Origin of the sequence: Ectopseudomonas khazarica (genome assembly GCF_004521985.1) — a bacterium.
GTDB lineage: Bacteria > Pseudomonadota > Gammaproteobacteria > Pseudomonadales > Pseudomonadaceae > Aquipseudomonas > Aquipseudomonas khazarica.
The window spans coordinates 243,230-268,145 of record NZ_SBHZ01000001.1; the positions used below are offsets into that span (position 1 = coordinate 243,230).

Here is a 24,916-nt window from a genome sequence, read left to right on the forward strand (position 1 = left end):
GGCGTCATCGATACGTCCATTGATGCAGGCGTTTCATCCAATAAAGCCGGGGCTTTGACACAGCACCCGGCTTTATTTTTCAAGTTATTGAAAAATAAGAACAAAAAAATAGGCACAGGGATTGCTAGGTCTCCTGCATCTGACCGTCTTCTGACGGTGCGTCATGCGAGAGAAGCAGATGGAAGCCAACCGCCGTCCCACCGAATCCACCGAGCCCAGCCTGTCGGCGCCGCTCGAGCAGGCCAGTCGTGCCGGTCTGGAACAGGCCTTTGCCCTGTTCAACCAGATGTCCAGCCAGCTCAGCGAGTCGTACAGCCTGCTCGAGGCGCGGGTCAACGAGCTCAAGGGCCAGCTGGCATTGGTCAGCGCCCAGCGCATGCAGGAACTGGCGGAGAAAGAGCGCCTGGCGCATCGCCTGCAGAGCCTGCTCGATCTGCTGCCGGGTGGCGTGATCGTGATCGATGGGCAGGGCGTGGTGCGCGAGGCCAACCCCGTGGCCCGGGCACTGCTGGGACAGCCCCTGGTCGGCATGCTCTGGCGCCAGGTGATCGCGCGCAACTTCGCCCCGCGTGAAGACGATGGCCACGAGATTTCCATGCGCGATGGCCGACGCCTGTCGATCGCCACGCGGTCGTTGCACGGCGAGCCCGGTCAGTTGGTGCTGCTGACCGACCTGACGGAAACCCGTCGCCTGCAGGATCAGCTTTCCCGTCACGAGCGACTCTCCGCGCTGGGGCGCATGGTGGCCTCGCTGGCGCATCAGATTCGCACGCCGCTGTCCGCGGCGCTGCTGTATGCCAGTCACCTGAACGAGCAGGTCCTGCCCGCCGAGCAGCAGCAGCGCTTCGCCGGGCGTCTCAAGGAGCGTCTGCACGAGCTGGAGAACCAGGTGCGCGACATGCTGATCTTCGCCCGCGGTGAGTTGCCGCTGCCGGATCGTCTGTCGCCCGCCGAGCTGTTCGCTGCCCTGCGCGCGGCCGCCGAGGCCCATGTCGGCGACATGGCGGTCCGTTGGCAGTGCGACGTCCGCGAGGGTGAGCTGCTGTGCAATCGCGACACCCTGGTCGGCACGGTGCTCAACCTGATCGACAACGCCATCCAGGCCGGCGGGCGCGATGCTCGTCTGAAGATCCATCTGTATCGTCGTGATGGCCAGCTGCGCCTGTGCGTCAGCGACAACGGCCCGGGCATGTCACGCGAAACGCTGGCGCGCCTGGGCGAGCCCTTCTTTACCACCAAGACCACCGGAACCGGCCTGGGGCTGGCGGTGGTCAAGGCCGTGGCGCGTGCCCACCAGGGCCAGCTGCTGCTGCAATCGCGTGCGGGTCGTGGAACCTGCGCCATCGTTTCCCTGCCGCTGCTCAACGCGGCACCTCATTCGAAACAGGAGTAACCCATGGCTGCCAAAGTCCTGCTGGTTGAAGACGATCGCGCCCTGCGCGAAGCCCTGGCCGATACCCTGTGCCTGGGCGGGCACGACTATCGTGCGGTCGATTGCGCCGAAGCGGCGCTGGTCGCACTGAGCGAGGAGCCGTTCGGCCTGGTGGTCAGCGACGTCAACATGCCGGGGATGGACGGGCATCAGTTGCTGGCGCAGATCCGCACTCGCCACCCGCAGCTGCCGGTGCTGTTGATGACCGCGTTCGGCGCGGTGGAACGTGCGGTCGATGCGATCCGTCAGGGCGCCGCCGATTACCTGGTCAAGCCCTTCGAGCCGCGCACCCTGCTGGAGCTGGTCGCCAAGCATGCGCTGGGCAAGCTGCCGGCCGGCGATCGCGACGGCCCGGTGGCGCTGGAACCGGCCAGCGTGCAGTTGCTCGAGCTGGCGGCCCGCGTCGCGCAGAGCGATTCGACGGTGATGATCACCGGCGAGTCCGGCACCGGCAAGGAGGTGCTGGCGCGCTACATCCATCAGCAGTCGCCGCGCGGCAATGGCCCGTTCATCGCGATCAACTGCGCGGCGATTCCCGACAACATGCTCGAGGCCACCCTGTTCGGTCACGAGAAGGGTGCCTTCACCGGCGCCGTCACGGCCCAGCCAGGCAAGTTCGAGCTGGCGGATGGCGGCACCATCCTGCTCGACGAGATTTCCGAGATGCCGCTGGGGCTGCAGGCGAAGTTGCTGCGCGTGCTGCAGGAGCGCGAAGTGGAGCGGGTCGGGGCGCGCAAGCCCGTCAGCCTGGATATTCGCGTGCTGGCGACCAGCAACCGCGATCTGGCCGGCGAAGTGGCGGCCGGGCGTTTCCGTGAGGATCTCTACTATCGCCTGTCGGTGTTCCCGCTGGCCTGGCGTCCGCTGCGCGAGCGACCTGCCGACATCCTGCCGCTCGCCGAGCGGTTGCTGGCCAAGCACGTCAAAAAAATGAATCAGTCTCCGGTGCGTCTCTCCGAGTCGGCGGCGCAGAGCCTGGTACAGCATCAATGGCCCGGCAACGTGCGGGAACTGGACAACGCCATCCAGCGCGCCCTGATCCTGCAGCAAGGCGGGGTGATCCAGGCGCAGGACCTGTGCCTGAACGCCTCCATCGGCCAGTCCGTGCAGAGCGCCGCGCCGCGCCTGGCCGTGGTGCCCAGTGCGCCGGCGGCCGTGGTCCCGGCGGACGAAGCGCTGGGCAGCGGTGACGGTGGCGCGCTGGGGGAAGACCTGCGGCGTCGCGAATTCCAGGTCATCATCGACACCCTGCGTGCCGAACGTGGCCGCCGCAAGGAGGCCGCCGAGCGCCTGGGCATCAGCCCGCGCACGCTGCGTTACAAGCTGGCGCAGATGCGTGATGCCGGCATGGATGTCGAGGCCTATCTCTACGCCAGTTGATTCCTGGTACCACCGCGTTCGCCATCGCCTGGCTCCTCGTGCAGGAGCCTTTCATTCGCGATTCCGGCGGGCGCGGTGCTGTCTCTTTTCGCGGATGAATCCGCTCCTGCCGGCCATACCTCCCCGTCGCCCGCTCTTGCTCTTGCTCTTGCTCTTGCTCTTGCTTGAAGCTGCTCTCTTGGCACCCTTGTTGCAGATACCCCTGCAAAGCACCGCTAGCGTCAAAAAGCGGGCAGTGGAGGATGTCATGAGTCAGGGTGTTGAATTCAATCGCTTGATGCTGGAAATGCGTGCCATGCAGGCCGAGGCTATGGCCCGGCAGAAGCCTGCTGTCAGCGAGCCAGTGGCCGGGGCGCCGAGCTTCTCGGAAATGCTTGGCCAGGCGGTGAGCAAGGTCAACGAAACCCAGCAGGCTTCCAACAAGCTGGCTACCGCTTTCGAGATGGGCCAGAGCGGGGTCGACCTGACCGACGTGATGATCGCCTCGCAGAAAGCCAGCGTATCCTTCCAGGCCATGACCCAGGTGCGTAACAAGCTGGTCCAGGCTTATCAAGACATCATGCAGATGCCGGTCTGAGGGTTGATTCATGGCTGAAGCAGCAGTAGCAAACGTCCCGGCCAAGGCTGACGCAGGCGAGCCCAAGAAGCCGCTGCTGGGTCTTAGCTTCCTGGAAAACCTCGCGGAAATGTCGGTGCTGCGCCAGCTCGGCCTGCTGGTCGGCCTGGCCGCCAGCGTGGCGATCGGCTTTGCCGTGGTGCTCTGGTCGCAGCAGCCGGACTATCGTCCGCTGTACGGCAGCCTGAACGGGATGGACGCCACCCAGGTGGTCGACACGCTGGCGGCGTCCGGCATCGACTACACCATCGAACCCAACTCCGGCGCACTGCTGGTCAAGGCCGACGATCTGGCGCGTGCGCGCATGCGCCTTGCCGCCGCCGGAGTGGCGCCGACCGACACCAGCGTCGGCTTCGAGATTCTCGACCGTGAGCAGGGCCTGGGCACCAGCCAGTTCATGGAAGCGACCCGTTACCGCCGTGGCCTCGAGGGCGAACTGGCGCGCACCGTGGCCAGCCTCAACAACGTCAAGGCTGCGCGCGTGCACCTGGCCATGCCCAAGGCCTCGGTGTTCGTGCGTGACGAGCGCAAGCCTTCCGCCTCGGTTCTGGTGGAGCTGTACCCGGGCCGCGCGCTGGAGCCCAGCCAGGTCATGGCCATCGTCAACCTGGTCGCCACCAGCGTGCCGGAACTGGACAAGGGCCAGGTCACCGTGGTCGACCAGAAGGGCAATCTGCTCTCCGACCAGCAGGAGCTGTCCGAGCTGACCATGGCGGGCAAGCAGTTCGACTACACCCGTCGTATGGAAACGCTGTTCACCCAGCGCGTGCACAACATCCTGCAGCCGGTGCTGGGCACCGGGCGCTACAAGGCCGAAGTGTCTGCCGACGTGGATTTCAGTGCGGTCGAGTCCACCTCCGAGATGTTCAACCCGGACCAGCCGGCCCTGCGCAGCGAACAGCAGGTCAACGAACAGCGCCAGAGCAGCCTGCCGCCGCAGGGCGTGCCGGGCGCACTGTCCAATCAGCCGCCGGGTCCGGCTGCCGCGCCGCAGCAGGCCGCTGCCGCCGCTGCACCTGCCGGGCCGGTAGCCGCCGGGCAGCCGCTGGTGGATGCCAATGGCCAGCAGATCACCGATCCGGCCACCGGCCAGCCGATGCTGGCGCCTTACCCGGCGGACAAGCGCGAGCAGTCCACGCGCAATTTCGAGCTGGATCGTTCGGTCAGCTACACCAAGCAGCAGCAGGGGCGCCTGCGTCGCCTGTCGGTCGCGGTGGTGGTGGATGACCAGGTGCGTGTCGACCCGGCGACGGGCGAGACCACCCGCGTTCCGTGGAGTGCCGACGACCTGGCGCGTTTCACCCGTCTCGTGCAGGACTCGGTCGGCTTCGATGCCAGCCGCGGGGACAGCGTCAGCGTGATCAACACCGCGTTCACCGCGTCCATCGGCGAAGAGATTCCGGATATCCCGTTCTACACCCAGCCCTGGTTCTGGGACATCGTCAAGCAGGTGCTCGGCGTACTGTTCATCCTGGTCCTGGTATTCGGCGTGCTGCGCCCGGTGCTGAACAACATCACCGGCGGCGGCAAGGGCGGCGAGCAGGGCAAGGGCGGCGACGTGGAACTGGGCGAGATGGCCGGGCTGGATGGCGAGCTGTCCGACGACCGTGTCAGCCTGGGCGGGCCGCAGAGCATAATGCTCCCCAGTCCCAGTGAGGGGTATGATGCACAACTGAACGCCATCAAGAGCCTGGTGGCGGAAGATCCGGGCCGCGTTGCCCAGGTAGTGAAAGAGTGGATCAACGCCGATGAGTGACAATCGTACCGCTACCAAGCTGACCAAGGTCGACAAGGCCGCGATCCTGCTGCTGTCGCTGGGTGAGACCGATGCCGCGCAGGTGCTGCGCCATCTCGGGCCCAAGGAAGTGCAGCGCGTCGGCGTGGCCATGGCCGGCATGCGCAACATCCACCGCGAGCAGGTCGAACAGGTGATGGGCGAGTTCGTCGAGATCGTCGGCGACCAGACCAGCCTGGGCGTCGGTTCCGACGGCTACATCCGCAAGATGCTCACCGCGGCACTGGGCGAGGACAAGGCCGGCAACCTGATCGACCGCATCCTGCTCGGCGGCAGCACCAGTGGCCTGGACAGCCTCAAGTGGATGGAGCCGCGTGCGGTGGCGGACGTGATCCGCTACGAGCACCCGCAGATCCAGGCCATCGTCGTCGCCTACCTCGACCCGGACCAGGCCGGCGAAGTGCTCAGCCACTTCGATCACAAGGTGCGCCTGGACATCATCCTGCGCGTGTCCTCGCTCAACACCGTGCAGCCTTCGGCGCTCAAGGAACTCAACCAGATTCTCGAGAAGCAGTTCTCCGGCAGCGCCAATACCTCGCGCGCCACCATGGGCGGGGTCAAGCGTGCGGCGGACATCATGAACTTCCTCGACAGCTCGGTGGAAGGCCAGCTGATGGACTCGATCCGCGAGGTGGACGAAGACCTGTCGACGCAGATCGAGGACCTCATGTTCGTGTTCGACAACCTGGCGGACGTCGACGACCGCGGCATCCAGGCGCTGATGCGCGAGGTGTCGTCCGAGGTGCTGGTACTGGCCCTCAAGGGCGCCGACGATGCGATCAAGGAAAAGGTCTTCAAGAACATGTCCAAGCGCGCCGCGGAACTGCTGCGCGACGACCTGGAGGCCAAGGGGCCGGTACGCGTCAGCGACGTCGAAGCGGCGCAGAAGGAAATCCTCACCATCGCTCGCCGTATGGCCGAAGCCGGCGAGATCGTGCTCGGCGGCAAGGGCGGCGAGGAAATGGTCTAAGCCATGTCGGTGACCAAGGAGCCGGAGAGCGAGCTGATTCGTGCCAAGGATCTTGGCACGTTCGACCGTTGGGCATTGCCCAGTTTCGACCCGCCCGGAGATGCGCAGGCCGAAGCCGAGCCAGCCGTCGAAGAGCCGGCGCCGGCTGCCGAAGCGGACGTGGACGAGGCGGCGCAGGTCGAAGAGGTGGCGCTCGAGGATGTCAAACCCCTGACGCTCGACGAGGTGGAGGCGATCCGCCAGGACGCCTACAACGAAGGGTTCGCCACCGGCGAGAAGGACGGTTTTCATGCCGGCCAGCTCAAGGCCAAGCAGGAGGCCGACGCCGCCCTGGCGCTCAAGCTCGACGGCCTCGAGAAACTCATGCAACAGTTGCTGGAGCCGATCGCCGAGCAGGACCAGCAGGTCGAGGTCGCCCTGGTGCGCCTGGTCAGCCACATGGTGCGCGAGGTGATCCAGCGCGAGCTGAACACCGATTCCAGCCAGATTCGCCAGGTGTTGCGCGAGGCGCTCAAGCTGCTGCCAATGGGCGCGGACAACATCCGTATCCAGATCAACCCGCAGGACTTCGAGACGATCAAGGCCCTGCGCGAGCGCCATGAAGAAGACTGGCGCATTCTCGAGGACGATGGCCTGCTGCCTGGCGGCTGCCGCATCGAGTCCGAGCACAGCCAGATCGACGCCAGCGTCGAAACGCGCATGGCACAGGCGCTCAAGCAGCTGTTCGAGCAACAGCGTGCACAGGCGACCCAGCCGCCCGAGGCGGACATCAACCTGGACCTGGACAACCCCGATGCGCCTTGACCGGGTGAGCTTCGCGCGGCGCCTGGAGGGCTACAGCGACGCCATCAACCTGCCCAGTCAGCCGATCCTCGAAGGCCGCCTGCTGCGCATGGTCGGCCTGACGCTGGAGGCCGAGGGGCTGCGCTCGGCAATCGGCAGCCGCTGCCTGGTGATCAACGATGACAGCTACCACCCGGTGCAGGTCGAGGCCGAGGTCATGGGCTTCTCCGGCGGCAAGATCTACCTGATGCCGGTCGGCAGTCTGGCCGGCATCGCGCCGGGCGCACGTGTCGTGCCGCTGCCGGATGCGGGCCGCCTGCCGATGGGCATGTCGATGCTCGGCCGGGTGCTCGATGGTGCCGGCAGGGCCCTGGACGGCAAGGGCGGCATGAAAGCCGAGGACTGGGTGCCGATGGATGGCCCCATGATCAACCCGCTCAACCGTGACCCCATCAGCCAGCCACTGGATGTCGGCATCCGCACCATCAACGGCCTGCTGACCGTCGGGCGTGGCCAGCGCCTGGGCCTGTTCGCCGGTACCGGCGTGGGCAAGTCGGTGTTGCTCGGGATGATGACCCGCTTCACCGAAGCCGAGATCATCGTCGTCGGCCTGATCGGCGAACGTGGGCGCGAGGTGAAGGAGTTCATCGACGAAATCCTCGGCGAGGAGGGGCTCAAGCGTTCCGTCGTGGTCGCCTCGCCTGCCGACGATGCGCCGCTGATGCGCCTGCGTGCGGCGCAGTACTGCACGCGTATCGCCGAGTACTTTCGCGACAAGGGCAAGAACGTGCTGCTGCTGATGGATTCGCTGACCCGCTATGCCCAGGCCCAGCGGGAGATCGCCCTGGCCATCGGCGAGCCGCCCGCGACCAAGGGCTATCCACCGTCGGTGTTCGCCAAGCTGCCCAAGCTGGTCGAGCGTGCCGGCAATGCCGAGGCCGGCGGTGGTTCGATCACCGCGTTCTACACCGTGCTGAGCGAAGGCGATGACCAGCAGGACCCCATCGCCGATGCGGCGCGCGGTGTGCTCGACGGGCACTTCGTCCTGTCCCGCCGGCTGGCCGAGGAGGGGCATTATCCGGCCATCGACATCGAGTCCTCCATCAGCCGGGTGATGCCGCAGGTGGTGCCCGCCGAGCAGCTCAAGCAGGCGCAGCGCTTCAAACAGCTGTGGTCGCGCTTCCAGCAGAGCCGCGACCTGATCAGCGTCGGTGCCTACGTCCCTGGTGGCGACGCCGATACCGACCTGGCCATCGCGCGGCAGCCGCAGATGGCCCAGTACCTGCGTCAGGGGCTCGGCGAGAGCGTCGGCATGGCGCAGAGTCGCGAACAACTGGCCGGTGTGCTGGGGCAGTGACGGGGCAAGACATGGTTCCTGAGCCGACGCTGCGCCGCCTGGACGCTGCCGCAGGGGGCGCTGCGGCATGAGCCTGAGTCGGGCCAAGCGCCTGCAGCCGGTGGTCGACATGGCGGAGAAGGCCGAGCGCGAGGCCGCCCGCCAGCTGGGACACTGCCGGGGCCTGGTCGGCCAGGCCGAAGCCAAGCTGGGCGAGCTGGAGCGCTTTCGTGGCGATTACCAGCAGCAGTGGATCAGCGAAGGCAGCAAGGGCGTCTCCGGGCAGTGGCTGATGAACTATCAGCGCTTTCTCTCGCAGCTGGAGACGGCCGTCGGGCAGCAGCAGCAGAGTCTCGAATGGCACCGCGCCAACATGGAGAAGGCTCGGGCGCTCTGGCAGCAGCGCTACGCGCGGCTGGAAGGGCTGCGCAAGCTGGTCCAGCGCTACATCGATGAGGCGCGTCTGGCCGAGGATCGACGCGAGCAGAAGCTGCTCGATGAGCTGGCGCAGCGCCTGATCGATCGCGGCGAACCCTGAACGGAGTTGTTTCGGCGCCGGGCAGGTGCTACACCTTGAGACGTGAACCACCTTATCTGGCAGAGTCTCGACAAAGGAGTAGACATGGCCATTACCTCGCAACCGTCCGCGGACGGGCAAGAGCTGACCATCGTGATTCGAGGACGCTTCGACTTCGCCTCCCACCAGGAATTCCGTGACGCCTACGAGCGCGTCAACATCACGCCCAAGCGCTATCAGGTCGACCTGCGCGACACCAGCTACCTGGACAGCTCGGCGCTGGGCATGCTCCTGCTGCTGCGCGACCATGCCGGTGGCGATGCTGCGGAGATCCGCCTGCTCAACTGCAGTAGCGATGTTCGCAAGATCCTCGCTATTTCCAACTTCGAGCAGTTGTTCCAGATCACCTGAGCATGCCTGATCGTCTGTCGATCCTGATTGCCGAGGACAACGCGGCCGATCGCATGCTGCTGTCGACCATCGTCAGTCGCCAGGGGCATCGCGTGACGACCGCCAGCAATGGCCTCGAGGCGGTCGCCCTGTTCGAGCTGGAACGTCCGCACCTGGTGCTGATGGACGCGCTGATGCCGGTGATGGATGGCTTCGAGGCGGCCCGGCGGATCAAGCAGAAGACCGGCGAGGCGCTGGTTCCGATCATCTTTCTCACCTCGCTGACCGAGGGCGAGGCGCTGGTTCGCTGCCTGGAGGCCGGTGGCGACGATTTTCTCGCCAAGCCCTACAACCGGGTGATCCTGGAGGCCAAGATCGGCGCCATGGATCGCCTGCGCCGCCTGCACGACACGGTGTTGCAGCAGCGCGACCTGATCGCCCGGCACAACGAGCACCTGCTGCGCGAGCAGCACGTGGCCAAGGCGGTGTTCGACAAGGTGGCGCACTCCGGCTGCCTGGCCGCGCCGAACATACGCTACCTGCAATCGCCCTACGCGCTGTTCAACGGTGACCTGCTGCTGGCGGCCTACAAGCCGTCGGGCGGCATGCACGTGATGCTTGGCGATTTCACCGGCCACGGATTGCCGGCGGCCATCGGTGCGATGCCGCTGGCCGAGGTGTTCTATGGCATGACCGCCAAGGGCCATGCGCTCGCCGAGATCCTTCGCGAGATCAACGCCAAGCTCAAGCGCATCCTGCCGGTGGGGGTGTTCTGTTGCGCCACCATGCTCAACATCAGCAGCAAGCGCGGTCTGCTGGAGGTGTGGAACGGCGGCCTGCCCGACGGCTACCTGCTGCATGCCGATGGCCGGCCGCGGCAGCCGCTGGTATCGCGCCACCTGCCGCTGGGCATTCTCGACCCCGCCGCGTTCAGCGATCGTTGCGAGGTCTATCCGCTGGAGCTGGGCGATCGGGTCTTCCTGCTCAGCGACGGCGTGCTGGAGGCCTGCGATCAGCAGGGCGAGCTGTTCGGCGAGCAGCGCCTGCTCGAGCTGCTGGACGCCAACCGCCAGCCACCGGCGTTGTTCGAGGAAATCCAGCGGGCGCTGGTGGCGTTTCGTGGCGAGCAGCAGGACGACGTCAGCATGGTTCAGGTCGGGATGCCCGAGGATGACGGGCGCCCCCGGCCGCTGGCGTTCGCCGACAGTGGCTTGAGCAGTGCGCAGGACTGGTCCGCGACTTTCGAGTTTCGGGCGCACAGCCTGCGGCATTTCAATCCCTTGCCGTACCTGCTGCAGCTGCTGCTCGACGTGCAGGCGCTGAGGCCGCGTGGTGGCGAGCTGTACACCGTGCTTGCCGAGCTCTACTCCAACGCGCTGGAGCATGGCGTGATGGGCCTGGACTCCTCGTTGAAGCGCGATGCCAGCGGTTTTGCCGAATACTACCGCGAGCGCCGCCTGCGCCTGGGCGCGCTGCAGGATGGCTACGTGCGTTTTCACCTGCAGATGCTGCCCGAAGGGGCCGGTGGTCGGCTGATCATCCGGGTCGAGGACAGCGGGCCGGGATTCGACCCGGACGAGGTCGATGCGGCCGGTGATGAAGCCCTGTGTGGGCGCGGTCTGGGCCTGGTTCGCCAGCTCAGTGATGGTTTTGGCCTTTGCGCGGATGGCCGGGGCGTCAGCGTGGAGTTTTGCTGGTCTGCTGAGGCATAATGCCAGTCCTGTCGTTCAGGGAGTGACCCGTTGTCCGATATCCATCTCGACGATGCCGTCCTGGCAGCCCTGCAGGACGTTATGGAAGCCGAATATCCGGCGTTGCTCGATACCTTCGTGGCTGACTCCGAGGAGCGCGTGCGCCTGCTGCGCGAGGCCGAGGCGCAGGGCGACCCGCAGGGGCTGCGCCTGGCTGCGCACAGCTTCAAGGGCAGCTGCAGCAACATGGGCGCGGTGATGCTGTCCGGCCTGTGCAAGGAGCTCGAAGACGCCGGGCGGCGCGAGGCGATGGAGCTGGCGCCGGCCTTGATCGAGCAGATCGAGCGCGAGTTCGCCATCGTCCGCATCCTGCTCAAATCCGAGCGCCAGCGTTATCGCGTCTAGGCGATTGCACGAGTTGGCCCGTCCTTTGCTCTGATACCGTCACGACCCATTAGACGGAGAGCGTCCATGTCCGCGTTGCCCGATCTGCGCCTGCAGGCCACGCCTGAGGTTAAGAGCAAAGCGAAGCAGCCGGCTAAAGCGCCGGAGCCCAGCAAGAACGGTGCTTCCAGCTTTGCCGAGGTATATGCCAAGGAGCGCCAGGCCAAGCCTGGCGAGCGTGCTGGCAATGCCGAGAAGCCCAAGCAAGAGCAGAGCAACGGCCCGGCTACGGCCGAGGCCGACGCTGCCACGGCTGCCGCTGAGCAGCCGGAGGTTGCCGCCTCCGGCAATTCCTTGCCGAGTGAGGAAACCGGGGAGGAGGAACTCGACCCGTTGCTGGCGATGGCCCTGGGCGGTATGCAGCCGCAAACCGAGGAGGCCGCGCTCCCCGATGAGGAGCTGGAGCCCGCGGCGCTGGTGATAACCGGTGCCGCCGCCGCTGCCGCTGGCGAAGAGGCCGGGCCGGTGACGGAGGAAGAGGGGCTCGACCCGCTGGCGCTGCTCGATTCGCAGCCGGAGGAACTGGCGGTCAAGCCTACGCCGGTGCAGGAGGCTGTCAGCAAGAGCACCAAGACCGTGGCCAGTGCCGATTTCGCCGCCGCCATGGCCGCCATGGGCAAGGGCGAGGAGTCGACCACGACGACTGACGAGTCCACCCTGGACCTGCCGCTGGAGAGCCTGGCCAAGGATGTCCAGGACAGCCTGAAGGACAGCGTCCAGCCCAATCGTCCGGATCAGTTCGTCAGCAAGCTCAGTGCGCTGACCCAGGCCCTCAACCAGCAGACCAACGCTGCGCAGCGTCTGCCGCTGGTACCCGGCCAGCCGGTGGCCATGCAGCAGGCCGGCTGGAGCGAGGCGGTGGTCGATCGGGTCATGTGGCTGTCCAGCCAGAACCTCAAGTCTGCCGAGATCCAGCTCGACCCGGCGGACCTGGGGCGCCTCGAAGTGCGGGTGCACATGACTCAGGACCAGGCCCAGGTCACCTTCGCCAGCCCCAACGCCGGTGTGCGTGATGCGCTGGAAGGGCAGATGCATCGCTTGCGCGAGATGTTCGCGCAACAGGGCATGAACCTGGCCGATGCCAACGTTTCCGACCAGTCGCTGAACCGTGGCTGGCAGGGGCAAGGCCAGGGCGAGGGCGGGCGCGGCGGTTCCGGCGCGCGCGATGGCCTGTTTGGCGGTGACGAGGGGCAGGCCGTCGGTCATCAGGAAATCCGCAGCGATCGCCTGAGCAGTGGTCGGGGGCTCGTCGATTACTACGCGTGATACGTAGCCGAAACGCTGCGGTCCTGGCCCGCTGCGCGGCAGCGGCGGCCGCCTGGCGGGAGCGAAACGAGCGCCACGCCACAAACCGCCGGCTCCGATGTTCGGCGTGACTCCGCTAGACTTGCAATCGCCCGGGTAGCCATTCAGGCAACCCGGGCGATTGCATTTGAGGTGACAGCAAGAGGCTGGCGCTGTTAAATCCGCAGCCCGGAGTTAGACAAGCCTGCTCATATGCTGGCATAACACTTGCTCTTAACCCTTTGAAAGCGGACAAAACTCCGACAAGTGACGGATTATTGGCATGGCTAAGAAAGAAGCGGCACCTGCGGCCGAGGGACAACCCGCCGGCAAGAGCAAGCTCAAACTCATCATTCTCATCGTGGTGGGCCTGTTGCTGGCTGTCGGCCTGTCCGTTGGCGGTACCTGGTTCATTCTCAGCAAGGGCGACAAGTCCGAGGAGCATGCGGCCAGCGAAGCCGAGGCGCCTGCCGCCCCGGGGCACCAGCCGGCGCTGTATCAGGACCTGATGCCGGCCTTCGTCGTCAACTTCAACTACCAGGGGCGCACCCGCTACCTGCAGCTCAGCATGGCGCTGATGGGGCGCGACGCTGCCGGGATGGAGAAGCTCAAGGTGCACATGCCGGTGCTGCGCAACCAGTTGGTGATGCTGCTCGCCGGTCAGGATTTCGCCGCGTTGCAGACGCCGCTGGGCAAGGAGATGCTCCTGCAGCAGGCGCTGGCCAGCGTACAGGAGCTGGCCCAGAAGGAAACCGGCAGCACTGTGGTCGAGCAGGTGCTGTTCACCAATTTCGTGTTGCAGTAGCGGGAGCCGAACATGGCCGTGCAAGACCTGCTTTCCCAGGACGAGATCGATGCGCTGCTGCATGGCGTCGACGACGGGTTGGTCGAGACCGAAGACTCCGCCGATCCGACGAGCGTCAAGCAGTATGACCTGACCAGTCAGGACCGTATCGTCCGTGGGCGCATGCCGACCCTGGAGATGATCAACGAGCGCTTCGCCCGTTACACCCGCATCAGCATGTTCAACCTGCTGCGGCGCTCCGCCGACGTCGCCGTGGGTGGCGTGCAGGTGATGAAGTTCGGTGAGTACGTGCATTCGCTGTACGTGCCGACCAGCCTCAACCTGGTGAAGATGAAGCCGCTGCGTGGCACCGGGCTGTTCATCCTCGATGCCAAGCTGGTGTTCAAGCTGGTGGACAACTTCTTCGGCGGCGACGGTCGCCACGCCAAGATCGAGGGACGCGAGTTCACCCCGACCGAACTGCGCGTGGTGCGCATGGTGCTGGATCAGGCCTTCGTCGATCTGCGCGAAGCCTGGCACGCGGTGATGGATATCAACTTCGAGTACGTCAACTCGGAGGTCAACCCGGCGCTGGCCAATATCGTCAGCCCCAGTGAGGTGGTGGTGGTCTCCACCTTCCACATCGAGCTGGACGGCGGTGGCGGCGACCTGCACATCACCATGCCGTATTCGATGATCGAGCCGATCCGCGAGATGCTCGACGCCGGCTTCCAGTCCGATGTCGACGATCAGGACGAGCGCTGGATCAAGGCCCTGCGCGAAGACATCCTCGATGTCAGCGTGCCCCTGTCCGCGACGGTGGCGCGTCGTCAGCTGAAGCTGCGCGACATCCTGCACATGCAGCCGGGAGACGTGATCCCGGTGGAGCTGCCGGACAACGTGATCATGCGCGCCAATGGCGTGCCGACCTTCAAGGTCAAGCTGGGGGCCCACAAGGGCAACCTGGCCTTGCAGGTGCTGGACCCGATCGAACGCCAGCGCTGAAGCGCCGGCAACCCTGTGGGCCGGTTGGCCCGATGCGAACGAATAGCTGAAGCCAGGCGAGGAAAGACGATGGCAGACGAAGAAAACACTTCCCCCGAGGAACAGGCACTGGCCGACGAGTGGGCTGCTGCGCTGGCCGAGGCCGGTGAAGACGCCGGGCAGGACGACATCGACGCCATGCTGGCCGGGCAGGAGGCCGCACAACCTGCGCAGCCCGCCGCGCCGCGTGCGCCGATGGAGGAGTTCGGCAGCGCACCGCCGTCGCCCAACCTGCCGGTCAACCTGGAAGGGCCCAACCTGGATGTGATTCTGGATATTCCGGTGTCCATCTCCATGGAGGTCGGCAACACCGACATCACCATCCGCAACCTGCTGCAGCTCAACCAGGGTTCGGTGATCGAGCTCGATCGCCTGGCCGGCGAGCCGCTGGACGTGCTGGTCAACGGTACGCTGATCGCCCATGGCGAAGTGGTCGTGGTCAACGAAAAGTTCGGCATCCGCCTGACCGACGTGATCAGCCCCAGCGAACGCATCAAGAAGCTGCGCTGACATGAGCCGAATCCTTGCGTTGCTGTTGGCGCTGCCTGGCGTCGTTGTCGCCGCCGAGCCTGCCGGCAAGGCCGCGACGCCGATGGCCAGCAGCGATGTGGCCGGCCAGCTCGGCCAGTTGCTGCTGGGGCTGTTGCTGGTCATCGGCCTGATCTTCCTGCTGGCCTGGCTGCTGCGCCGTGTGCAGCAGCTGGCACCGCGTGGTGGCCAGGTGATCAAGCTGCTGGCGACCCAGCCGCTCGGGCCGCGCGATCGCCTGGTGCTGGTGCAGGTGGGCAACGAGCAGATCCTCCTGGGCCTGTCCGCCGGGCGCATCGCGCCGCTGCATGTGCTCAAGGAGCCGGTGCACCTGGGCGATGCCGAGCCCGCCACCCCCGAGTTCGCCCAGCGCCTGATGGAGCTGCTGGGCAAGGATCAGAAGGATAAATCCTGATGCTGCGTCTGTTGCTGGTGCTGGTGCTTAGCCTGGCCACTTCGCTGGCGTTCGCCGAGGATCCGCCCACGGGCAATAGCCTGATCCAGCAGGGCAGCAGCCCGCTGTCGATCCCGGCCATCACCCTGTCCACGGACGCGGACGGCCAGCAGGAGTACTCGGTCAGCCTGCAGATCCTGCTGATCATGACCGCGCTGAGCTTCATCCCGGCGTTCGTCATGCTGATGACCAGCTTCACCCGGATCATCATCGTGTTCTCCATCCTGCGGCAGGCGCTCGGCCTGCAGCAGACGCCCTCGAACCAGATTCTGGTGGGGTTGGCGCTGTTTCTCACGATGTTCATCATGGCGCCGGTGTTCGACCGCATCAACAGCGACGCCCTGCAGCCCTATCTCAACGAGGAGATCGTCGCCCAGGAGGCGCTGACGCGTGCCGAGGGGCCGATCCGCGACTTCATGCTGGCGCAGACCCGCGAGAGCGATCTGGAGCTGTTCGTGCGCCTGTCCAAGCGTACCGACCTGGCCGGTGTCGAGGACGTGCCGCTGACCATCCTGGTGCCGGCCTTCGTGACGTCCGAGCTGAAGACGGCCTTCCAGATCGGCTTCATGATCTTCATCCCGTTCCTGATCATCGACATGGTGGTCGCCAGTATCCTCATGGCCATGGGCATGATGATGCTGTCGCCGCTGATCATCTCGCTGCCGTTCAAGATCATGCTGTTCGTGCTGGTCGATGGCTGGGCGCTGATCATGGGCACCCTGGCCGCCAGCTTCGGCACCTTATAGCGAGGCGCACATGACCCCCGAGATTGCGGTTGACCTGTTTCGCGAAGCGCTCTGGCTGATCGTCCTGATCGTCGGCCTGGCGGTGGTGCCGAGCCTGGTGGTCGGCCTGATCGTGGCGATGTTCCAGGCGGCCACGCAGATCAACGAACAGACCCTGAGTTTCCTGCCGCGCCTGATGGTGATGCTGATCACCCTGATCTGGGCCGGTCCCTGGTTGGTGAGTCAGCTGATGGAGTACACCCAGACGCTGATTCAGAACATTCCCTACCTGATCGGTTGAGGGCAGGGGGCGATGCTGGAGTTGAGCAATGCGCAGATCAGCGGCTGGGTCGGCCAGTTCCTGCTGCCGTTGTTCCGTATCGCGGCGATGCTGATGGTGATGCCGATCATCGGTACGCAGCTGGTGCCGACCCGCGTGCGCCTGTACCTGGCGCTGGCCATCAGCGTGGTGCTGGTGCCGACCCTGCCGCCGATGCCGCAGGTGGACGCATTGAGCCTGCGCAGCCTGCTGCTGATCGTCGAGCAGGTGCTGATCGGTGCCATGCTGGGCTTCGTCCTGCAGCTGTTCTTCCACCTCTTCATCGTCGCGGGGCAGATCATCGCCATGCAGATGGGCCTGGGTTTCGCCTCGATGGTCGACCCAACCAACGGCGTCTCGGTGCCGGTGCTCGGGCAGTTCATGCTGATGCTGGTGACCCTGCTGTTCCTGGCGATCAACGGGCACCTGGTGGCGCTGGAGGTGCTGGCCGAGAGCTTCGTCACCTTGCCTTACGGGCAGGGGCTGATGGTCGATCACTACTGGACCCTGGCGGGCAAGCTCGGCTGGGTCATCGGTGCCGGGCTGCTGCTGACGCTGCCGGCGGTCACCGCCCTGCTGGTGATCAACCTGGCCTTTGGCGTGATGACCCGCGCCGCGCCGCAGCTGAACATCTTCTCCATCGGTTTCCCGCTGACCCTGGCCATGGGCCTGGTGATCTTCTGGGTCAGCCTTTCCGACTTTGGCAGCCTGTTCCAGGCGCTGGCCAGCGACGCCCTGCAGCAGCTGGGCGAATTCGCCGAAACGCGATGAGGAGTCCGCATGGCTGAAAGCGAAAGCGGCGCCGACAAGAGCGAGGAACCCACAGGCAAGCGGCTCGAGGAGTCGCGGAAAAAAGGCCAGATCGCTCGCTCCAAGGAACTCAACACGCTGGCGGTGACGCTCACCGGCACCGTGGCGCTGATCAGCTTTGGCGCCTACATGGGCAACACCCTGATAGGGGTGATGCGCGGCAACTTCAGCCTGCCGCGCGACGTGCTGATGAACGAAGGCAGCATGGCCCTGCACCTGCTGGCCTCCGGCAAGGCCGCCCTGGTGGCGGTGCAGCCGTTCTTCATCGCCTTGCTGATCGCCTCGGTGGTCGGCCCGATCGCGCTGGGCGGCTGGCTGTTCTCTGCCGAGGCCCTGCAGCCCAAGGCCAGCCGGATGAATCCGCTGGCGGGGCTCAAGCGTATGTTCTCCGTGCAGGCGCTGGTCGAGCTGCTCAAGGCGCTGGCCAAGTTCCTGGTGATCCTGGCCGTGGCGCTGCTGGTGTTGTCGGTCGACCAGGACGATCTACTGTCGATTGCCAACGAGCCGCTCGAGCCGGCGATCCTGCACAGCCTCAAGGTCGTCGGCTGGAGCGCTTTCTGGCTGTCCTGCGGGCTGATCCTGATCGCGGCGGTGGATGTGCCGTTTCAGCTCTGGAGTCACAAGCAGAAGCTGATGATGACCAAGCAGGAAGTGCGTGACGAATACAAGGACACCGAAGGCAAGCCCGAGGTCAAGGGCCGCATCCGCCAGTTGCAGCGGGAAATGGCCGAGCGGCGGATGATGCAGTCGGTGCCGCAGGCCGACGTGGTGATCACCAACCCGACCCACTTCGCGGTGGCGCTGAAATACGACCCGGAAAAGGGTGGGGCGCCGATGTTGCTGGCCAAGGGTGGCGACTTCCTGGCGCTGAAGATCCGTGAAATCGCCCAGGAGCACCAGGTGATGGTGCTGGAGTCGCCGGCACTGGCGCGGGCGGTGTACTACTCCACCGAGCTGGACCAGGAGATTCCTGCCGGTCTGTACCTGGCGGTGGCCCAGGTGCTGGCCTACGTCTACCAGCTGCGTCAGTACCGCGCCGGCAAGGGCAAGCGCCCCGGACCGCTGCCGGATCTGCCCATCCCGCCGGACCTGCGTCGCGACACGTAAGCGGCGTCGTACGCGGCTTCGGCATTTGTGGAACGCTTCTTGCCATTACCCCTCTAGGACGCAGTCTCGCGTCAAAAGATTGAATGGTTGGGGTAGGGCACGTGGCAGTAGATCGAGCACAGTTAATCGGTGAAGTGCGCAGCAACCTGGCAGGCTTGCGCCATGGCAACCTGGGCATTCCGCTGTTGCTGCTGGTCATGCTCGGCATGGTCATGCTGCCGATCCCGGCGTTCCTGCTCGATGTGCTGTTCACCTTCAGCATCGCCCTGTCGATCGTCGTCCTGCTGGTCAGCATCTACGCCCTGCGACCGCTGGATTTCGCCGTGTTCCCCACCATCCTGCTGGCGGCGACGCTGCTGCGCCTGGCGCTGAACGTGGCGTCCACGCGCGTGGTGCTGCTCAACGGTCACGAGGGGCATGGCGCGGCGGGGCAGGTGATCCAGGCCTTCGGCGAGGTGGTGATCGGCGGCAACTACGTGGTCGGTATCGTGGTGTTCGCCATCCTCATGATCATCAACTTCGTGGTGGTCACCAAGGGTGCCGGGCGCATCTCCGAAGTGAGCGCGCGTTTCACCCTGGATGCCATGCCCGGCAAGCAGATGGCCATCGACGCCGACCTCAACGCCGGCCTCATCGACCAGGTCGAGGCCAAGAAGCGCCGCAGCGAAGTGGCGCAGGAAGCTGACTTCTACGGTTCCATGGACGGTGCCAGCAAGTTCGTCCGCGGTGACGCCATCGCCGGCTTGCTGATCCTGTTCATCAACCTCATCGGCGGTATCGCCATCGGCGTGCTGCAGCACAGCCTGGCCTTCTCCGACGCCGGCAAGGTCTACACCCTGCTGACCATCGGTGACGGCCTGGTGGCGCAGATTCCTTCCCTGTTGCTGTCCACGGCGGCGGCGGTGATGGTGACCCGCGTGTCCACCTCCGAGGACATGGGCGCGCAGGTCAACCGGCAGATGTTCGCCTCGCCGCGTGCGCTGGCCGTGGCCGCAGCGATCATGATCGCCATGGGCCTGGTGCCGGGCATGCCGCACTTTTCCTTCATCGGCCTGGGCCTGATCGCCGCCGGTGGCGCGTACTGGATCGCCCATCGCCAGCGCAAGGCCAAGGAAGAGGAGGTCAAGGAGGTCCAGCGTCAGCAGGAGCTGCTGCCGGCGCAGAAGGCCCAGGAGGTCAAGGAACTGGGCTGGGATGACGTCACCCCGGTGGACATGGTCGGCCTGGAGGTGGGCTATCGCCTGATTCCGCTGGTCGATCGCAACCAGGGCGGCCAACTGCTGGCGCGGATCAAGGGCGTGCGCAAGAAGCTCTCGCAGGAAATGGGCTTTCTCATGCCCTCGGTGCACATCCGCGATAACCTCGACCTGGCGCCCAACGCCTATCGCCTGACGCTGATGGGCGTCAGCGTCGCCGAGGCGGAGGTCTATCCCGACCGGGAACTGGCGATCAACCCCGGCCAGGTGTTCGGCCCGCTCAATGGGATCGCCGCCAAGGATCCGGCGTTCGGCCTGGAGGCGGTATGGATCGACCCCAGCCAGCGTGATCAGGCGCAATCGCTCGGCTACACCGTGGTCGACGCCAGTACGGTGGTCGCGACTCACCTCAACCAGATCCTGCACAAGCACGCCCACGAGTTGCTCGGTCACGAGGAAGTGCAACAGCTCATGCAGTTGCTGGCCAAGAGCTCGCCCAAGCTGGCCGAGGAGCTGGTGCCGGGGCTGGTGTCGCTGTCGACCCTGCTCAAGGTGTTGCAGGCACTGCTGCAGGAGCAGGTGCCGGTACGCGATATCCGCACCATCGCCGAGGCGATCGCCAACGTCGCGCCGAAGAGTCAAGATCCCGCCGCGATGGTCGCCGCAGTCCGCGTGTCGCTGGCCCGCGCAATCGTGCAAAGCATTGTGGGACTAGAGCCGGAGCTGCCTGTGATCACCCTGGAGCCAAGGTTGGAACAGATATTGCTGAACAGTCTGCAGAAGGCCGGTCAGGGCAGCGAGGATGGCATCCTCCTCGAGCCCGGCATGGCTGAAAAGCTGCAGCGTTCCCTGGTGGATGCGGCGCAGCGCCAGGAAATGCTCGGCAAACCGGTGATCCTGCTGGTGGCCGGTCCGATCCGGGCGATGCTCTCGCGCTTCGCGCGGCTGGCGGTACCCAGCATGCACGTGCTGGCGTACCAGGAAATTCCGGACAACAAGCAGGTCACCATAGTCGCTACGGTTGGCCAGAACTGAGGTAAAGGGTCATGCAGGTCAAACGCTTCTTCGCCGCCGATATGCGGACCGCCATGAAACTGGTGCGTGACGAACTGGGCGCCGATGCCTCGATCATCGGCAACCGCCGCGTGGCTGGCGGTGTGGAGCTGACGGCTGCACTGGATTACCAGGCGCCGGCCCCGGCACGCCCGAACCCGGCGCTGGAAGCCGAATTGCGCAAGACCCAGGCGCGCATCGCCAGCGCCCAGGCCGAGCTGACCACCCGTGCCGAACAGGATGCCGGCAAGGATCGCCAGTTGTTCGCCAACGAGTCGCTGCTGGCGCCCGAGCTGCCGGCGACGCCGGTCAAGCCGCAGCGCCCGCTCGAGGCGCCTGTCGCCGCTGCACCTGCGGTCGATCCCCGGGCTCTGGACGCGATGCGCTTCGAGCTGCATGGTCTGCGTGAGCTGATCGAAGTCCAGCTGGGGTCCATCGCCTGGGGGCAGCTGCAGAATCGTCGTCCGCAGCAGGCCAACCTCTGGCGCCGCCTGCAGCGCATGGGCCTGTCGGCCGAGCTGTCGCAAGCCCTGCTGAGCAAGGTGGCCGGTGTGGCCGAGCCGCGTCAGGCCTGGCGCATGCTGCTGGCCCACCTGGCTCACGCGATCAGAACGCCCAAGGTCGAGCCGCTGGAAGAGGGTGGGGTGATCGCCCTGGTCGGTCCGGCCGGCATGGGCAAGACCACCACGCTGGCCAAGCTGGCTGCGCGCTACGTGCTTAAGTACGGCGCGCAGCAGGTCGCTCTGGTGAGCATGGACAGCTATCGTATTGGCGCACAGGAGCAACTGAAGACGCTTGGGCGTATCCTTGGCGTATCGGTGACCCAGGTCGATCCCGGTCAGTCTCTGCTGCAGGCTCTGACGCCGCTGGCCAAGAAACGCGTGGTGCTGGTCGACACAGCAGGCCTGCCGGGTAACGATCCGGCACTGCGCCTGCAGCTGGAGAGCCTGGCGTCGCCACGCATCAAGTCGAAGAATTATCTGGTTTTGGCGGCAACGAGTCAGAACCAAGTGCTCAAGGCGGCCTACCATAGTTACAAGCGCTGCGGACTTTCTGGTTGCATACTGACCAAGCTGGACGAGGCTGCGAGCCTGGGCGAGGTATTGGGTCTGGCTATAGGCCAGCATCTGCCGGTAGCCTATGTGACAGACGGGCCGCGCATTCCGGATGACCTGCAGGTACCGCGCAGCCACCAGCTGGTCAGCCGCGCAGTGGGCCTGCAGTCTGCGGAGGAGCCGAGTGAGGACGCCATGGCGCAGTTGTTCGCCGGGCTCTATCACCAGCCCGCGCAGCGCGCCGGCTGAACGGCGACAATGTTGCACCCTCTCGCGCATGAGCGCGGGAGTGAACGGCCTGATGGTCAAGTCGAAGTTAGACAAGGTGTAGAAAGAACATGGGTATGCATCCCGTACAGGTGATTGCGGTGACCGGCGGCAAGGGTGGCGTCGGCAAGACCAATGTGTCGGTGAATCTGTCCATGGCCCTGGCCGACCTCGGTCGGCGGGTGATGCTGATGGACGCCGACCTGGGGCTGGCCAACGTCGACGTGCTGCTGGGGCTCACACCCAAGCGCACCCTGGCCGATGTGATCGCCGGCGAGTGCGATCTGCGTGACGTGCTGCTGCAGGGGCCGGGCGGCATTCGCATCGTGCCGGCCGCGTCGGGCACGCAGAGCATGGTCAGCCTCACGCCGATGCAGCATGCCGGGCTGATCCAGGCATTCAGCGACATCAGCGAAAACCTCGATGTCCTGGTGATCGACACCGCCGCCGGTATCGGCGACGCGGTGGTCAGCTTCGTCCGGGCGGCGCAGGAAATCCTCGTGGTGGTGTGCGACGAACCGACCTCCATCACCGATGCCTACGCCCTGATCAAGCTGCTCAACCGTGACCATGGCATCAGCCGTTTCCGCGTCCTGGCCAACATGGCTCACAGTCCGCAGGAAGGGCGCAATCTCTTTGCTAAGCTGACCAAGGTGACGGATCGTTTTCTTGATGTCGCCCTGCAGTATGTCGGCGCCGTGCCCTACGACGAGTGCGTGCGCAAGGCCGTGCAGAAACAGCGTGCCGTCTATGAGGCGTTCCCACGATCCAAGTGCGCCCTGGCGTTCAAGGCGATTGCTCAGAAGGTCGACACCTGGCCGTTGCCGGCCAACCCCCGCGGCCATCTGGAGTTCTTCGTCGAGCGTCTGGTGCAGCAACCGACGGCTGACAGTGCCGTATGACAGCAGCTTCTGGACTTCGTATGTACAACAAGGCGCAGGCGCAGGACTCCCAGCACCAGTTGATCGAGCGCTATGCCTCCCTGGTCAAGCGCATCGCCTACCACCTGCTGGCACGCCTGCCAGCCAGCGTGCAGGTCGATGATCTGATCCAGGCGGGGATGATCGGGCTGCTCGAGGCCTCGCGCAAATACGACTCCAGCAAGGGTGCCAGTTTCGAAACCTTCGCCGGCATCCGCATTCGCGGTGCCATGCTCGACGAGGTACGCAAGGGCGATTGGGCGCCGCGTTCCGTGCACCGTAACAGCCGTATGGTCAGCGATGCGATTCGTGCAGTCGAAGCCCGAACCGGGCGCGACGCTAAAGATCACGAGGTTGCTGCCGAACTCCAATTGAGTCTGGAGGATTACTACGGCATTCTTGGCGACACTTTGGGCAGCCGCCTGTTCAGCTTCGACGACCTCTTGCAGGATGGCGAGCACGGCGGGTTGCACGAAGACGCCGGGCACACCCACCTCGAACCTTCGCGGGACCTCGAAGACGAACGCTTTCAGGCGGCTTTGGCCGAGGCCATCGCCGGTTTGCCCGAGCGTGAACGTCTCGTGCTGGCGCTGTATTACGATGAAGAACTGAACTTGAAAGAAATCGGTGAAGTGCTGGGGGTTAGCGAGTCACGTGTGAGCCAACTGCACAGTCAGTGCGCGGCACGCCTGCGCTCGCGACTGAGTGAATGGCGCGCAGGCTGAACAGCGGCGTACTCGCAGGCGGAAGCGGTTTCTCGATTAAAGGACGTAGTTGCAAGCGCAATACGTTTGGGACTGTACGGAGGTCGACTTGGACAAGAACATGAAAATCCTCATCGTTGACGATTTCTCGACGATGCGACGGATCATCAAGAACCTCTTGCGGGACTTGGGTTTCACCAACACCGCAGAAGCCGATGACGGCACGTCGGCGCTGCCGATGCTGCAGAGCGGCAGCTTCGACTTTCTGGTGACCGACTGGAACATGCCCGGCATGACCGGTATCGACTTGCTGCGCGCCGTTCGCGCCGACGAGCGTCTCAAGCACCTGCCGGTGCTGATGGTGACCGCCGAAGCCAAGCGCGACCAGATCATCGAGGCGGCTCAGGCCGGCGTGAATGGCTACGTGGTCAAACCCTTCACCGCCCAGGTGCTGAAGGAAAAGATCGAGAAGATCTTCGAGCGAGTCAACGGCTGATGTCGGCCGCGAGGGTGCTATGGAACATGATGACTCCACGATGGGTGACCTCGAGTCGACCCTGAAAAACAACGCCCGTGACCTGGTCGATAGCCTCGAACAAGGCAATTTCGGCGCCGCGGTGCAACTGATCAACGAACTCAACAAGGTCCGTGATCGCGGGCTCTATCACGAGGTCGGCAAGCTGACCCGTGAGTTGCACAACGCCATCGTCAACTTTCAGATCGACCCGCGCATGCCGCATGCGCAGGAGCTGTCGCAGATCGCCGATGCGACCGAACGCCTGAACTACGTCGTTACCCAGACCGAGAGGGCGGCCAACCGCACCATGGACCTGGTGGAGCAGAGCGCTCCGCTGGTCAATGACCTGAGCGATGAGGCGCAGAGCCTGAGCGCCGAATGGGGCCGTTTCATGCGTCGCGAGATGGGCGCCGAAGGGTTCCGCGAGCTGGCCAAGCGCGTCGAGCTGTTCCTCGCGCGCAGCGAGCGTGACGGCGCCAAACTGTCCAATCACCTCAACGACATTCTGCTGGCGCAGGACTATCAGGACCTCACCGGGCAGGTGATCAAGCGGGTCACCCAGCTGGTGACCGAGGTGGAAGGCAACCTGCTCAAGCTGATGCTGATGGCCAGCCAGGTCGACCGTTTTGCCGGCATTCAGCATGATCACGAAGCGTTGCGTGCCGAACAGGAAAAAATAAAAGAGCCATCGCGGGGTGAAGGTCCGCAGATTCATGCCGATAAGCGTGATGACGTTGCCTCCAGTCAGGACGATGTCGACGACCTGCTGTCCAGCCTAGGGTTCTAAGGAGCACA

General features: G+C 65.1%; 26 protein-coding genes. All 26 read left to right on the forward strand.

All coding sequences use genetic code 11. The annotated features are described in order from the left end of the window. Positions 1-178: 178 nt before the first annotated feature. The 26 genes from EPK82_RS00995 to EPK82_RS01120 all read left to right on the forward strand — a co-directional run bounded on the left by EPK82_RS00995 (position 179) and on the right by EPK82_RS01120 (position 24,908). Positions 179-1,393 carry a sensor histidine kinase gene (locus tag EPK82_RS00995; protein WP_037050411.1) on the forward strand — a complete coding sequence of 405 codons (1,215 nt, stop codon included), beginning with the start codon at positions 179-181 and terminating at the stop codon, positions 1,391-1,393. Between the two features lie 3 nt (positions 1,394-1,396). Beyond that, entirely contained in the window at positions 1,397-2,812 is a 1,416-nt protein-coding gene (gene fleR / locus EPK82_RS01000) for a sigma-54-dependent response regulator transcription factor FleR (protein WP_134675529.1), read from the forward strand. 247 nt (positions 2,813-3,059) lie between these two features. Continuing rightward, positions 3,060-3,389, forward strand: a complete 330-nt coding sequence (gene fliE, locus EPK82_RS01005; protein ID WP_134675530.1) for a flagellar hook-basal body complex protein FliE — start codon at positions 3,060-3,062, stop codon at positions 3,387-3,389. A 10-nt stretch (positions 3,390-3,399) separates the two neighbouring features. Then, positions 3,400-5,184, forward strand: coding sequence for a flagellar basal-body MS-ring/collar protein FliF (gene fliF, locus EPK82_RS01010; protein ID WP_037050418.1), 1,785 nt, complete (start codon positions 3,400-3,402; stop codon positions 5,182-5,184). Then, on the forward strand, positions 5,177-6,193 hold the full coding sequence (gene fliG / locus EPK82_RS01015) for a flagellar motor switch protein FliG (protein ID WP_037050420.1): 1,017 nt from the start codon (positions 5,177-5,179) through the stop codon (positions 6,191-6,193). The genes fliF and fliG overlap by 8 nt, the downstream gene beginning before the upstream one ends. A gap of 3 nt (positions 6,194-6,196) precedes the next feature. After that, positions 6,197-6,997, forward strand: coding sequence for a flagellar assembly protein FliH (gene fliH / locus EPK82_RS01020; RefSeq protein WP_134675531.1), 801 nt, complete (start codon positions 6,197-6,199; stop codon positions 6,995-6,997). Beyond that, entirely contained in the window at positions 6,987-8,333 is a 1,347-nt protein-coding gene (fliI, locus tag EPK82_RS01025) for a flagellar protein export ATPase FliI (protein ID WP_134675532.1), read from the forward strand. Before fliH ends, fliI begins: the two co-directional genes overlap by 11 nt. 67 nt (positions 8,334-8,400) lie before the next feature. Further along, on the forward strand, positions 8,401-8,850 hold the full coding sequence (gene fliJ / locus EPK82_RS01030; RefSeq protein ID WP_037050425.1) for a flagellar export protein FliJ: 450 nt from the start codon (positions 8,401-8,403) through the stop codon (positions 8,848-8,850). A gap of 84 nt (positions 8,851-8,934) precedes the next feature. Continuing rightward, positions 8,935-9,240, forward strand: coding sequence for an STAS domain-containing protein (locus tag EPK82_RS01035; RefSeq protein ID WP_037050427.1), 306 nt, complete (start codon positions 8,935-8,937; stop codon positions 9,238-9,240). Positions 9,241-9,242: 2 nt separating this feature from the next. Further along, the gene (locus EPK82_RS01040; protein WP_037050430.1) at positions 9,243-10,931 is read left to right on the forward strand and encodes an ATP-binding SpoIIE family protein phosphatase; all 1,689 of its coding nucleotides are present in this window, start codon (positions 9,243-9,245) and stop codon (positions 10,929-10,931) included. Positions 10,932-10,961: 30 nt separating this feature from the next. Next, positions 10,962-11,315, forward strand: a complete 354-nt coding sequence (locus EPK82_RS01045) for an Hpt domain-containing protein (protein ID WP_037050433.1) — start codon at positions 10,962-10,964, stop codon at positions 11,313-11,315. 66 nt (positions 11,316-11,381) lie between these two features. Beyond that, positions 11,382-12,620: a flagellar hook-length control protein FliK gene (locus tag EPK82_RS01050; protein ID WP_134675533.1), complete on the forward strand. Its 1,239-nt coding sequence runs from the start codon at positions 11,382-11,384 to the stop codon at positions 12,618-12,620. A 301-nt stretch (positions 12,621-12,921) separates the two neighbouring features. Beyond that, a complete protein-coding gene (gene fliL / locus EPK82_RS01055; RefSeq protein WP_037050438.1) occupies positions 12,922-13,443 on the forward strand; it encodes a flagellar basal body-associated protein FliL in 522 nt (173 codons plus the stop codon). Positions 13,444-13,455: 12 nt separating this feature from the next. Next, positions 13,456-14,427 (forward strand): flagellar motor switch protein FliM, encoded by a 972-nt coding sequence (gene fliM, locus EPK82_RS01060; protein ID WP_037050440.1) that lies wholly within the window; start codon positions 13,456-13,458, stop codon positions 14,425-14,427. 69 nt (positions 14,428-14,496) lie between these two features. After that, a complete protein-coding gene (fliN, locus tag EPK82_RS01065) occupies positions 14,497-14,976 on the forward strand; it encodes a flagellar motor switch protein FliN (RefSeq protein ID WP_037050443.1) in 480 nt (159 codons plus the stop codon). Position 14,977: 1 nt separating this feature from the next. Next, a complete protein-coding gene (fliO, locus tag EPK82_RS01070) occupies positions 14,978-15,409 on the forward strand; it encodes a flagellar biosynthetic protein FliO (protein ID WP_037050445.1) in 432 nt (143 codons plus the stop codon). Continuing rightward, positions 15,409-16,194: a flagellar type III secretion system pore protein FliP gene (gene fliP, locus EPK82_RS01075; RefSeq protein ID WP_037050447.1), complete on the forward strand. Its 786-nt coding sequence runs from the start codon at positions 15,409-15,411 to the stop codon at positions 16,192-16,194. Before fliO ends, fliP begins: the two co-directional genes overlap by 1 nt. Before the next feature lie 10 nt (positions 16,195-16,204). Further along, on the forward strand, positions 16,205-16,474 hold the full coding sequence (gene fliQ / locus EPK82_RS01080) for a flagellar biosynthesis protein FliQ (protein ID WP_037050449.1): 270 nt from the start codon (positions 16,205-16,207) through the stop codon (positions 16,472-16,474). A gap of 12 nt (positions 16,475-16,486) precedes the next feature. After that, positions 16,487-17,263, forward strand: coding sequence for a flagellar biosynthetic protein FliR (fliR, locus tag EPK82_RS01085; RefSeq protein WP_037050451.1), 777 nt, complete (start codon positions 16,487-16,489; stop codon positions 17,261-17,263). 9 nt (positions 17,264-17,272) lie between these two features. Continuing rightward, the gene (flhB, locus tag EPK82_RS01090; protein ID WP_037050454.1) at positions 17,273-18,409 is read left to right on the forward strand and encodes a flagellar biosynthesis protein FlhB; all 1,137 of its coding nucleotides are present in this window, start codon (positions 17,273-17,275) and stop codon (positions 18,407-18,409) included. Positions 18,410-18,492: 83 nt separating this feature from the next. Further along, the gene (gene flhA, locus EPK82_RS01095; RefSeq protein WP_037050457.1) at positions 18,493-20,640 is read left to right on the forward strand and encodes a flagellar biosynthesis protein FlhA; all 2,148 of its coding nucleotides are present in this window, start codon (positions 18,493-18,495) and stop codon (positions 20,638-20,640) included. An 11-nt stretch (positions 20,641-20,651) separates the two neighbouring features. After that, positions 20,652-21,962: a flagellar biosynthesis protein FlhF gene (flhF, locus tag EPK82_RS01100; protein WP_134675534.1), complete on the forward strand. Its 1,311-nt coding sequence runs from the start codon at positions 20,652-20,654 to the stop codon at positions 21,960-21,962. 89 nt (positions 21,963-22,051) lie between these two features. Then, on the forward strand, positions 22,052-22,882 hold the full coding sequence (gene fleN / locus EPK82_RS01105) for a flagellar synthesis regulator FleN (RefSeq protein ID WP_167494315.1): 831 nt from the start codon (positions 22,052-22,054) through the stop codon (positions 22,880-22,882). Continuing rightward, positions 22,879-23,625, forward strand: a complete 747-nt coding sequence (fliA, locus tag EPK82_RS01110) for an RNA polymerase sigma factor FliA (protein ID WP_037050464.1) — start codon at positions 22,879-22,881, stop codon at positions 23,623-23,625. The genes fleN and fliA overlap by 4 nt, the downstream gene beginning before the upstream one ends. Before the next feature lie 100 nt (positions 23,626-23,725). Next, positions 23,726-24,100: a chemotaxis response regulator CheY gene (locus tag EPK82_RS01115; protein ID WP_169968482.1), complete on the forward strand. Its 375-nt coding sequence runs from the start codon at positions 23,726-23,728 to the stop codon at positions 24,098-24,100. Positions 24,101-24,119: 19 nt separating this feature from the next. Further along, entirely contained in the window at positions 24,120-24,908 is a 789-nt protein-coding gene (locus tag EPK82_RS01120) for a protein phosphatase CheZ (protein ID WP_037050467.1), read from the forward strand. Positions 24,909-24,916: the final 8 nt, after the last annotated feature.